The following is an 11,194-nucleotide window of genomic DNA, read 5'->3' as shown; positions in this document are numbered from 1 at the left end:
GCCTCCCCTCATCGGCGCTGCGCGCCCCGCCGCGCTGGCGCGCGGCGAGTGCTTGTTTTGGCGAAACAAGCACCTCATACGCGGCCTCCGCGCATGAGGTGCTTGTTTTCATAGTCCACCCGCAGCACCACCGCGATCGCCACGAGGTTCATGAGGATGGCCGAGCCGCCGAAGCTCATGAGCGGCAGGGTGAGGCCCTTGGTGGGCAGGGCGCCGAGGTTCACGCCCATGTTGATGAAGGCCTGGAAGCCCATCCAGATCGCCACGCCCTGCGCGACGAGGCCCGCGAAAACGCGGTCCAGAGCGATGGCCTGGCGGCCGATGTGCATGATGCGGCGCGTCATCCAGAAGAACAGCGCGATCACGACCAGCACGCCGACGAGGCCGAATTCCTCGCCGATCACGGCGAGCAGGAAGTCGGTGTGGGCTTCGGGCAGCCAGTGCAGCTTTTCCACGCTGCCGCCCAGGCCGACGCCGAAGATCTCGCCGCGGCCGATGGCGATGAGCGAGTGCGACAGCTGGTAGCCCTTGCCGAGCGCGTGCGCCTCGCTGAACGGGTCGAGGTAGGCGAAGATCCGTTCGCGCCGCCAGGGGCTGCCCATGACCATGATGGCGAAGGCCAGCACCAGCACGGCGGCGATGAGGAAGAACATGCGGGCGTTGACGCCGCCCAGGAACAGGATGCCCATGGCGATGATGGCGATCACCATGAAGGCGCCCATGTCGGGCTCGGCCAGCAGCAGCACGCCCACCACCGCCACCGCCACGCCCATGGGCAGCACGGCGCGGAAGAAGCGCTCCTTCACCTCCATCTTGCGCACCATGTAGTCGGCCGCATAGATCAGCACCGCGAACTTCGCGAGCTCCGAGGGCTGGAAGTTCATGATGCCCAGGGACAGCCAGCGCCGCGCGCCATTGACCACCGTGCCCACGTGCGGCACCAGCACCGCCATCAGCAGGACGATGGAGAGCACGAACAGCCAGGGCGCGACGCGCTCCCACACGGACATGGGCACCTGGAACGCGAGCAGCGCGGCCACGAAGCCCATCCCCAGCGCGATGATGTGGCGCATGAGGAAATGGGTGGGCGCGATCTTGCCGAAGCGCGGGTTGTCCGGCATGGCGATGGAGGCCGAATAGACCATGACCAGCCCCCAGGCCAGCAGCGCCACCACCACCCAGAGCAGGGCCTGGTCGAACCCGAGCACGCGTGCCGGGGTGGTCGTGGTCTGGCGGTATTCCGTGCCGCCCACGCGCACGGGCAGCACGTCGGCCGCGGGCGCGGCGCCGCGGCCGAACCAGCCGGCCATCCGCTGGCGCAGGCCCTGTGGAGACGATGCAGCAGCGCCCGCGTTCATGCCAGCCCCCCTTCCAGCGCCTGTCCGGCCTCGTCCGCGAGCGCCTGCACGGCCTCGCGGAACACCTCGGCGCGATGTTCGTAGTTGCGGAACATGTCGAAGCTCGCGCAGGCGGGCGACATCAGCACCGCATCGCCCGCATGGGCACGCTGCGCGGCCAGGCGCACGGCCTCCGGCAGCGTGGGCGCGTCGATCAGCGGCACGCCCGCATCCCGCAGGGCGGCGCGGATCTGCGGCCCGTCGCGGCCGATGAGCACCGCGGCACGCACGTAGCGCGACACCGGCATGCCCAGCGGCGAGAAGTCCTGGCCCTTGCCATCGCCGCCCAGGATCACCACGACGCGTCGGTCGGCCCCCAGGCCGCCCAGCGCGGCCACCGTGGCGCCCACGTTGGTGCCCTTGCTGTCGTCGAAATACTCCACCTCGTTCACGCGGCCCAGGGGCTCCACGCGGTGCGGCTCGCCGCGGTACTCGCGCAAGGCGTAGAGCATGGGGGCGAACGGGCAGCCGGCCGCATGCGCGAGCGCCAGCGCGGCCAGCGCGTTCACGGCGTTGTGGCGGCCGCGGATGCGCAGCGCGTCGGCCGGCATCAGCCGCTGGATGTGCAAATCTTCCTCGGCATGGCTGCGCGTGCGCTTCGCCGTCTCGTCGGACTCCTGCGCGCGCACCAGCCAGGCCATGCCGTTGACGGTCTCGATGCCGAAATCGCCCGGCCGCTGGGGCATGTCGGCACCGAAGGTCACATGGGCGCGCAGTTGCGGCTTCTGCAGCTTCACGCGCACGGGCGGCGGCAGCATGTCCATCACGGCGGCATCCTCGCGGTTGAGCACCATGAGGCCGGACGCACCGAAGATCCGGGCCTTGGCGCGTGCATAGGCCTGCATGTCGCCGTGCCAGTCGAGGTGGTCCTGGGTGATGTTGAGCACGGTCGCCGCGGTGGGCTCGAAACCGGTCGCGCCGTCGAGCTGGAAGCTGGAGAGTTCCAGCACCCAGGCCTGCGGCAGGGTGTCGGCATCCAGGTGGCGGCCCAGGGTGTCGAGCAGGGTCGGGCCGATGTTGCCGGCCACGGCCACCGAGCGACCCGCGCATTCGACGAGCAGGCCGGTCAGCGAAGTCACCGTGGTCTTGCCGTTGGTGCCGGTGATGGCCAGCACCGCGGGTGCGTAGCCGTGGGAGTCCTTGAGCGCGGCCAGCGCCATGGAGAAAAGGCTGAGCTCGCCCCCGGTGGCGATGCCCTCCTCGGCGGCGGCCGCGGTGAACACCGGCGCCACCGTATCGGGCGCGAGGCCCGGCGAGCGGTAGATGGCATGCAGCCCGCGGCCCTGCACCAGCGACGCGTCGAACGCCCCCGAGACGAATCGCACCCCGGGCAGTTCGGATTGCAGCACGGCGCGTTGCGGCGGGGCCTCGCGGGTATCGGCCACGGTCACGTCCTCGGCGCCGCAGCGCACGCACCAGCGCGCCATGGCCAGGCCCGAAGCGCCCAGGCCCAGGATGAGGATGCGGCGGCCCGCGAGCGGGCGCAGCGTGTCCGCGGGACGGCCCAGGGGTTCCTCGGGCTCGCCTCCATCCGCCGGAGATTCCGCGCCGGCAGCGTCGCTAGCGGGCGCCTCGCCCGAATAGGCGGCAGCGGCGGCATCGGCTGCCGGGGAGGCATCGGCCTGGACGTCCGCGAAGATGCGGGCCACGAACTCCGCAGCCTCCTGCGCCGCGGAAACGCGCGGCGCGGTCATGTCGAATCCGTCCGCCAGCGCCACTGGCTGCGCGGCGGTCTCCGCCACCGGCTCAGGGGTGCCTGCGGCCTCCACGGCAGCAGGGCTGTCGGCTGCCAGGCTTTCGGCTGGCGCAGGCGCGTCCTCCGCCACGGCGGCGGGGCGGGGCCATGGCGCGGCTTCGGCGCCCAGGGGGGCGCCGGTGGCGGGATGGAGGTCGCGATCGGTCGGGTTCATCGCAGCTTGAGCGTGGTGAGGCCGATCAGGCACAGCAGCATGGTGATGATCCAGAAACGCACGACGACCTGCGTCTCCTTCCAGCCGCTCTTCTCGAAGTGGTGGTGCAGCGGCGCCATCTTGAGCAGGCGCCGGCCCTCGCCGTAGCGGCGCTTGGTGTACTTGAACCACGTGACCTGCAGCATCACCGAGAGGGCCTCGACCACGAAGATGCCGCCCATGATGGCCAGCACGATTTCCTGGCGCACGATCACGGCGATGGTGCCCAGGGCGCCGCCCAGCGCGAGTGCGCCCACGTCGCCCATGAAGACCTGTGCCGGGTGGGTGTTGAACCACAGGAAGGCCAGCCCCGCGCCGGCCATGGCCGAGCAGAAGATCAGCAGCTCTCCCGCACCGGCGATGTTGGGGAAGAGCAGGTACTTGGAATACACCGCGCTGCCCGTGACATACGCGAACACCCCCAGGGAGGCGCCCACCATGACCACCGGCATGATGGCCAGGCCGTCCAGCCCGTCTGTCAGGTTGACCGCGTTGCTGGAGCCCACGATGACGAGGTAGGTCAGGATCACGAAGCCCAGCACGCCCAGCGGGTAGCTCACTTCCTTGAAGAACGGCACGAGCAGGCCCGCCTGGGGCGGCAGGTCCATCGAGAAGCCGGACTGGATCCAGGTGATGAAGAGCTCGAACACGCGCGCGTTCGAGTTCTCGGAAATGCAGAACACCAGGTAGAGCGCGGCCACGATGCCGATGACGGACTGCCAGAAGTACTTCTCGCGCGAGCGCATGCCTTCCGGGTCCTTGCGCACGACCTTGCGCCAGTCGTCCACCCAGCCGATGGCGCCGAAGCCCAGGGTGACGGCCAGCACCACCCAGACGAAGCGGTTGGACAGGTCGAACCACAGCAGCGTGGAGATGGCGATGGCCCCCAGGATGAGCACGCCGCCCATGGTGGGCGTGCCGCTCTTGGACAGGTGCGACTCCATCGCGTAGCCGCGGATCGGCTGGCCGATCTTGAGCGCGGTGAGCATGCGGATCACCTTCGGGCCCGCCAGGAGCCCGATGAGCAGCGCCGTCATGGCCGCCATCACCGCACGGAAGGTGAGGTATTGGAAGACGCGGAAGAAGCCGAATTCGGGCGACAGGCCCTGCAGCCACTGGGACAGCATCAGGAGCATGCGGCCCCCCCTTGCGCGGCGGCGCGTGCGCCCACTGCAGCACCACGGCCGCTGCCTCCGGGGTGGATCTGCGACTCCGCATCCGGCGCCTCCAGCGCCTGCACCACCTGTTCCATCTTCATGAACCGCGATCCCTTCACCAGCACGCTGCCCGCAGAGGGCACGGCTTCCCGCACCGCCGCGAGCAGCGATGCCATGTCGTCGAAATGCCGTGCCTGCGGCCCGAAGGCCTGCACGGCGTGAATGCCGAGCGCTCCCAGCGCGAACAGCCGCTCGATGCCGCGGTCGCGCGCATGCGATCCCGCCTCCGCGTGGAACTGCGGGCCCTGGTCGCCCACCTCGCCCATGTCGCCCATCACCAGCAGCCGCGGGCCGGGCAGTTCGCCCAGCACGTCGATGGCCGCGTGCATGGAGTCGGGGTTGGCGTTGTAGGTGTCGTCCACGGCCGTGATCCGGCGGGAGCCGCCGCCCGGCTGCGGCACCGCGGCCGTGAAGGCGCGCGAGCGGCCCTTCACCGGCTCGAAGGCCGAGAGGCCGCGCGCGATGGCGTCGAGCGGAACCCCGGCAGCCAGCGCGCAGGCCGTGGCGGCCAGTGCGTTGGCCACGTTGTGGCGCCCTGCGATGCGCACGGTGCCATCGAATCCGCCCAGGGGCGTGTCGATGTGTACGTTCCAGGCGCCGGCCTCCCAGTGCGCCCGGGTGCAGCGCACGTCCGCGGCGGAGCCGGGCTCCATGCCGAACGCGAGGCAGCGGCGCGCGCCGGCCAGGCCGCGCCAGAGCGGCGCATAGGCATCGTCCGCCGGGAACACCGCCACGCCGCCGGCTGGCAGCGCGGAGATCACCGAGCCGTTCTCCTCTGCCACTGCCTGCACCGTGTGCATGAATTCGAGATGCTCGCGCTGGGCGTTGTTGACCAGCGCGACCGTGGGCTGCGCGATGCCGGCCAGCACCGCGATCTCGCCCGGATGGTTCATGCCGAGCTCGATCACCGCGGCCTCGTGCACGGCGCGCAGGCGCAGCAGCATGAGCGGCACGCCGATGTCGTTGTTGAAGTTGCCTTGCGTTGCAAATGCGGCATCGCCCTTCCAGGCGCGCAGCACCGCCGCGGTCATCTGCGTGACGGTGGTCTTGCCGTTGCTGCCCGTGACGCCGATCAGGGGCAGGTCGAGGCCTGCGCGCCAGCCGGCGGCCAGCGCGCCCAGGGCAGCCAGGGTGTCGGGCACCTCGATGCCGGGCAGGCCCGCGGCCTCCAGCCGGCCCGGGTGGGCCAGGGCCGCCGCCGCGCCGCCTGCACGCGCCTGCGCGAGGAATTCATTGGCGTCGAAACGCTCGCCCCGCAGCGCCACGAACAGGTCGCCCGCCTGCAGCGTGCGCGTGTCGGTGTGCACGCGGCCGAGCGGCAGCTGCAGCGCATCCGGCCCGCCCACGAGGCGCGCCTGCGGAATGCGGGCCTGCACGAGCGCGTGCGCCTGCTGCAGCGTGAGCATGGGTGTGCCGCTCATGCCGCGCCCCCCGCATCCCCGCGGGCCGCAGACCCGCGCTGCGCCAGCGCGGCACGCGCATGGGCGGCATCCGAGAAGGGCCGGCGCACGCCCGCGGCCTCCTGGTAGTCCTCGTGGCCCTTGCCGGCGATGAGCACCACGTCGCCCCCATCCGCTGCGGCGATGGCACGCGCGATGGCGGCATCGCGCTCGGGCTCGGCCTGCACCGTGGTGCCGGCCACCGTGCCCAGCAGGATCTCGTGCAGGATGGCACCGGGCGCCTCGTTGCGCGGGTTGTCGCTGGTCACGATCACAGCGTCGGCGCGCTGCTGCGCGATGCGGCCCATGAGCGGCCGCTTGGCCCGGTCGCGGTTGCCGCCGCAGCCGAAAACGCACCACAGGCGTCCGCCGCGCTGCTCTGCCACGGGGCGCAGCGCCTGCAGGGCCTGCTCGAGCGCATCGGGCGTGTGGGCGTAGTCCACGGCCACCAGGGGCTGGTCCGGCTCGTGGATGAGTTCCATGCGGCCCGGCACGGGCGCGAGCTGCGCGCAGGCCCAGAGGGCGTGCTCCAGTGGGATGCCCAGCGCGCGCAGGCTGGCGACCACGGCGAGCAGGTTGTGGATGTTGTAGTGGCCGATCACGCGCGTCTGCAGCACGTGGGCCTGCACCCCTTCGGCCACCGTGAAGCGCAGGCCGCCCTCGCCCCACGTGATGTCGCGGGCCTGCAACCGGGCCGGGCCGGTGATCGAGGTGGTCCAGAGATCGACGGGGCGCTGCGCGAGCGTGTCCGCCAGTTCACCGCCACGCGGATCGTCGATGTTCACGACCGCCGCCTGCAGTCCGGGCCAGTCGAAGAGCGCGCTCTTGGCCTGCCAGTAGGCCGCCATGCCCGCGTGGTAGTCCAGGTGGTCCTGCGTGAAATTGGTGAAGACGGCCACGCGCAGGCGCATGCCCGCGAGGCGGTGCTCCGCGAGCCCGATGGACGAGGCCTCGATGGCGCACGCGCCCAGCCCGTTGGCGACGAAGCCGGCAAAGGCCTGCTGCAGCCGCACGGGATCGGGCGTGGTCAGGCCCGTGCCCTCCAGCGAAGGCGGCACGCCCACGCCCAGGGTACCGATCAGGCCGCAGCCGCCATGGGTGGCCAGGCCGCTGCCTGCCAGCTGGTTCAGCGCATCGGCGAGCCACCAGGTGGTGCTGGTCTTGCCGTTGGTGCCGGTCACCGCCACCACGTCCAGGCGCTGCGTGGGCATGCCGAACCAGTCGGCGGCCAGCAGGCCGGTGGCGGCCTTGAGGTCGCGCAGCGCCGCCACGCCTTCGGCGCCGAAGCGGAAGGCCTCCACGCCTTCGCGCTCCACCAGGCAGGCGGCCGCGCCGCGCGCGAGCGCCTCGCCCACGTGCATGCGGCCGTCGGTGGCCGCGCCGGGCCAGGCGATGAAGATGTCGCCGGGCTCGACCTGGCGGCTGTCCGTGCGCAGCGCGCCATGCGGGGCATGGGCGCGCAGCCACTCCAGCGCCTCCGGCACGGAGCCGAGCAGCGGGGGCGTGGGGTGCCCGGATGGGGACTGGGGCTCGGTCATAGCGACTCCTCCACGCCGTTGGAGACGATCCGGGGCTTGACGGCCATGTCCGGCGCCACGCCCATCATGCGCAGCGTCTGCTGCACGACTTCGCTGAACACCGGCGCGGCCACGGCGCCGCCGTAGAACGAACCGGCGCTGGGCTCGTCGATCATCACGGCGACGATGATGCGCGGCTTCTCGATGGGCGCCATGCCGGTGAACCAGGCGCGGTACTTGCCAGAGGCATAGCTCTTGCCGACCTGCTTGCGCGCCGTGCCGGACTTGCCGCCCACCGAGTAGCCCACGGTCTGCGCCTGCTGGCCCGTGCCCCCGGGGCCGGCGGCCATCTGCAGCATCTTGCGGATCTGCGAGGCGGTGCGCTCGGAGAACACCGGCACGCCCACGGCGGGCTCGCTCGTCTTGAGCATGGTGGCGGGAATGATCTTGCCGCCGTTGGCGAACACCGTGTAGGAGCGCGCCATCTGCAGCAGGCTGGCCGAGAGGCCGTAGCCGTAGGCCATGGTGGCCTGCTCCACCGGGCGCCAGGTCTTGTAGGGGCGCAGCCGGCCGCTCACCACGCCGGGGAAGTGGATCTGCGGCTTCTGGCCGAATCCCGCGGCGGAGAAGGTTTCCCACATCTCCTTGGCCGGCATCTGCATGGCGATCTTGGTCGTGCCCACGTTGCTGGACTTCTGGATCACGCCTTCCACCGTGAGCACCCCGTAGTTGTGGGTGTCGGAGATGGTGGAGCCCGTGATCGTGACGCGCCCGGGATTGGTGTCGACGATGGTCTCGGGCCGCACGCGGCCGGTCTCCAGCGCCAGGCCGATGGTGAACGGCTTCATCGTGGAGCCGGGTTCGAACACGTCGGTGATGGCGCGGTTGCGCAGTTGCTCGCCGGTGAGGTTCTGGCGCTTGTCGGGCACGTAGCTCGGGTAGTTGGCGAGCGCCAGCAGCTCGCCCGTGTGGGCGTCAATCACCACCACGCTGCCGGCCTTGGCCTTGTGCAGCGCCACTTGGTCGCGCAGCTTCTGGTACGCGAAGAACTGCACCTTGCTGTCGATCGACAGCTGCATGTCCTTGCCGTCCACGGGGGGCACCTCGGCGCCCACGCCTTCCACGACGCGGCCCATGCGGTCCTTGATGACGCGCCGCGACCCGGCCTTGCCGGCCAGGTCCTTGTCGAACGCGAGTTCCACGCCCTCCTGGCCGTGGTCTTCCACGTTGGTGAAGCCCACCACGTGCGCGGCCGATTCGCCCTCGGGGTACTGGCGCTTGTATTCCTTGCGCTGGTAGATGCCCTTGATGTCGAGCGCGGCGATCTTCTGGCCCACCTCCCAGTCGAGTTGGCGCTTGATCCAGACGAAGGTCTTGTCCTCGTCGGCCAGCTTCGCCTTCAGGGCCGGCAGCGGCATCTCCAGCAGCTTGGCCAACTGGGGCAGCTTGGCCTGCACCTCGGGCTTGTCCTGTTCCACGTCTTCCGGAATGGCCCAGATGCTGGCGGCGGGCACGCTGGAGGCGAGGATGAGCCCGTTGCGGTCCAGGATGCGGCCGCGGTTGGCGGGCAGCTCCAGCGTGCGCGCGAAGCGCACCTCGCCCTGGCGCTGGAAGAAGTCGTTGCCGAACACCTGCACGTACGCCGCGCGCCCGGCCAGCGCCAGGAAGCCCAGCGCCACCATGGCGACGATGAACTTGCTGCGCCAGACGGGCGTCTTGCTCGCGAGCAGCGGGCTGGAGGTGTAGAGGACGCTGCGGCTCATCGGCGCGCTCCCGCGGGCGTGGCCGCAGAGGCACCCGCTGCCGGTGCGGTGGGGGTCGGCACGGGCGTGCCGTCGTCCGTCACGTACTGGGTGATCGCAGGCGTGGCCGTGCGCATCTGCAGCCGGTCGCGCGCGAGCTTCTCCACCCGCAGCGGGGTGGCCTGGGCGCGCTTTTCGACCTGCAGCCGCTGGTGCTCCGTCTCCAGGCGGCGGGACTCGCCGATGGCGCGGTCCAGTTCGGTGAACAGCAGGCGCGACTCGTACTGCGTGCGCACGAGGTAGAGCGCGCTGGCCAGCACGCCCAGCAGCAGCACGAGGCTCAGGCGCGTCATGCTGGCACCTCCGTGCGCTCGGCCACGCGCATCACGGCGCTGCGCGCGCGCGGATTGGCATCCACCTCGGAGGCGCCCGGCTTGATGCGCTCCAGCGCCTTCAGCCGCATCGGCTGCGGGGCGGCGAACGGCGCACGGCGGTCGTACACCTCCTTGGAGTGCTGCGCGATGAACTGCTTGACGATGCGGTCTTCGAGCGAGTGAAAGCTGATGACCGCGAGCCGGCCGCCCGGCGCGAGCACCCGCAGGCTGGCCTCTAGCGCGGCCTGCAGCTCCTCAAGTTCTGCGTTGATGAAAATCCGAAGAGCCTGAAAGGTCCGGGTCGCGGGGTTCTGGCCGGCTTCGCGGGTCTTGACCGCGCCAGCCACGAGTTGGGCCAGCTCGGAAGTGGTGCGCAGCGGGCCGCGCTCCGCGCGCCGAGCAACAATCGCCTTTGCAATGGGGCCAGCAAACCGTTCTTCACCGTATTCACGAATCACCTCCGCAATCTGCCCCACGTCGGCCGTCGCCAGCCAGTCGGCCACGCTCTCCCCGCGCGTGGTGTCCATGCGCATGTCCAGGGGGCCGTCGAACCGGAAACTGAAGCCGCGCCCGGGGCTGTCGATCTGCGGCGAACTCACGCCGAGATCCATGAGGATGCCGGCCGCGCTGCGCTCGGGCAGCTCGGCCAGGTGGCGAAAACCCTCGTGCCGAATGGAAAAGCGCGCATCGGTGATGCGCGCTGCTTCCTGGATCGCCTCGGGGTCTTTGTCGAAAGCCACGAGGCGGCCCTGCGGCCCCAGCCTCTCCAATATCCTGCGCGAATGCCCTCCCCGGCCGAAGGTCGCGTCGATCCAGACGCCGGCGGGCGAGGGGCCGGCGCCCCCCAGCAGGGCATCGACCGCCTCGTCCAGCAGGACGGTGGTGTGCAGCAGTGTCGTGGTGTCCGCCATGGCCTTCAGAAAGAAAAGTCCTTGAAGGCCTCGGGCATCTCGCCCTGCATGGCCTGGGCTTCCTGGGCCTCGTAGGTGGCCTTGTCCCAGAGCTCGAAGTGGTGGCCCATGCCCAGAAGCATGGTGTCCTTGGTGATGCCCGCGGCCTGCCGCAGCTCGGGTGCCACGAGCACGCGGCCCGTGCCGTCCATCTCCACGTCCTGGGCATTGCCCAGGAAGATGCGCTTCCACCATTGGGCGGACATCGGCAGCTCGGCGATGCGCTCGCGGAATTTTTCCCATTCGGGACGGGGGAAGACCATGAGGCAGCCGTGCGGGTGCTTGGTGATGGTGAGCTGTCCGCCGGCCGTCGCGCTCAGGACGTCACGATGCCGGGTGGGCACGGAAAGCCTACCCTTCGCATCCAGACTCAGCGATGACGCCCCTTGAAACACCGTTAGACCCCGACAGGTTGTCGCCGCCACTTCCCGCCGAGAACGGGGTTGGAGGGCACTTTTCACCACTTAATTGCACTTTTTTGCACTGTAGCAGGAAAAGGCCCGGTCGCACGATCGGGTGCAACAAAGTTTTGCAATGAAATCAACGACTTAGCGCTGATTGCAAACGTATATCGGGGGTGAATTCCCTTCCCGGATAAGCACTTAGCAT

General features: G+C 70.2%; 9 protein-coding genes. All 9 read right to left on the bottom strand.

Translation table 11 applies throughout. From position 1 onward, the window contains the following. Positions 1 to 74 precede the first annotated feature (74 nt). From ftsW to mraZ, 9 genes are read right to left on the bottom strand one after another with little or no spacing between them, the layout of a single operon-like run. A complete protein-coding gene (ftsW, locus tag T336_RS0102615; protein WP_019700874.1) occupies positions 75 to 1,358 on the bottom strand; it encodes a putative lipid II flippase FtsW in 1,284 nt (427 codons plus the stop codon). Then, entirely contained in the window at positions 1,355 to 3,307 is a 1,953-nt protein-coding gene (murD, locus tag T336_RS0102610) for a UDP-N-acetylmuramoyl-L-alanine--D-glutamate ligase (RefSeq protein WP_026431389.1), read from the bottom strand. The genes ftsW and murD overlap by 4 nt, the downstream gene beginning before the upstream one ends. Further along, positions 3,304 to 4,482, bottom strand: a complete 1,179-nt coding sequence (gene mraY / locus T336_RS0102605) for a phospho-N-acetylmuramoyl-pentapeptide-transferase (protein ID WP_019700872.1) — start codon at positions 4,480 to 4,482, stop codon at positions 3,304 to 3,306. Before mraY ends, murD begins: the two co-directional genes overlap by 4 nt. Beyond that, on the bottom strand, positions 4,473 to 5,984 hold the full coding sequence (locus T336_RS0102600) for a UDP-N-acetylmuramoyl-tripeptide--D-alanyl-D-alanine ligase (RefSeq protein WP_026431388.1): 1,512 nt from the start codon (positions 5,982 to 5,984) through the stop codon (positions 4,473 to 4,475). Before T336_RS0102600 ends, mraY begins: the two co-directional genes overlap by 10 nt. After that, entirely contained in the window at positions 5,981 to 7,540 is a 1,560-nt protein-coding gene (locus T336_RS0102595; protein WP_019700870.1) for a UDP-N-acetylmuramoyl-L-alanyl-D-glutamate--2,6-diaminopimelate ligase, read from the bottom strand. The genes T336_RS0102600 and T336_RS0102595 overlap by 4 nt, the downstream gene beginning before the upstream one ends. Then, the gene (locus tag T336_RS0102590) at positions 7,537 to 9,282 is read right to left on the bottom strand and encodes a peptidoglycan D,D-transpeptidase FtsI family protein (protein WP_026431386.1); all 1,746 of its coding nucleotides are present in this window, start codon (positions 9,280 to 9,282) and stop codon (positions 7,537 to 7,539) included. Before T336_RS0102590 ends, T336_RS0102595 begins: the two co-directional genes overlap by 4 nt. Then, complete coding sequence (gene ftsL, locus T336_RS0102585) at positions 9,279 to 9,614, bottom strand: cell division protein FtsL (protein WP_026431385.1); 336 nt, start codon at positions 9,612 to 9,614, stop codon at positions 9,279 to 9,281. Before ftsL ends, T336_RS0102590 begins: the two co-directional genes overlap by 4 nt. Beyond that, positions 9,611 to 10,546: a 16S rRNA (cytosine(1402)-N(4))-methyltransferase RsmH gene (gene rsmH, locus T336_RS0102580; RefSeq protein WP_026431384.1), complete on the bottom strand. Its 936-nt coding sequence runs from the start codon at positions 10,544 to 10,546 to the stop codon at positions 9,611 to 9,613. The genes ftsL and rsmH overlap by 4 nt, the downstream gene beginning before the upstream one ends. A 5-nt stretch (positions 10,547 to 10,551) precedes the next feature. Beyond that, on the bottom strand, positions 10,552 to 10,980 hold the full coding sequence (gene mraZ / locus T336_RS0102575) for a division/cell wall cluster transcriptional repressor MraZ (RefSeq protein ID WP_013593218.1): 429 nt from the start codon (positions 10,978 to 10,980) through the stop codon (positions 10,552 to 10,554). Between the last annotated feature and the right edge of the window lie 214 nt (positions 10,981 to 11,194).

The organism is Paracidovorax oryzae ATCC 19882, from assembly GCF_000687165.1.
Lineage (GTDB): Bacteria > Pseudomonadota > Gammaproteobacteria > Burkholderiales > Burkholderiaceae_C > Paracidovorax > Paracidovorax oryzae.
Note: the sequence above shows the minus strand (reverse complement) of the source record. Positions and strands in the feature narration are given on the sequence as shown.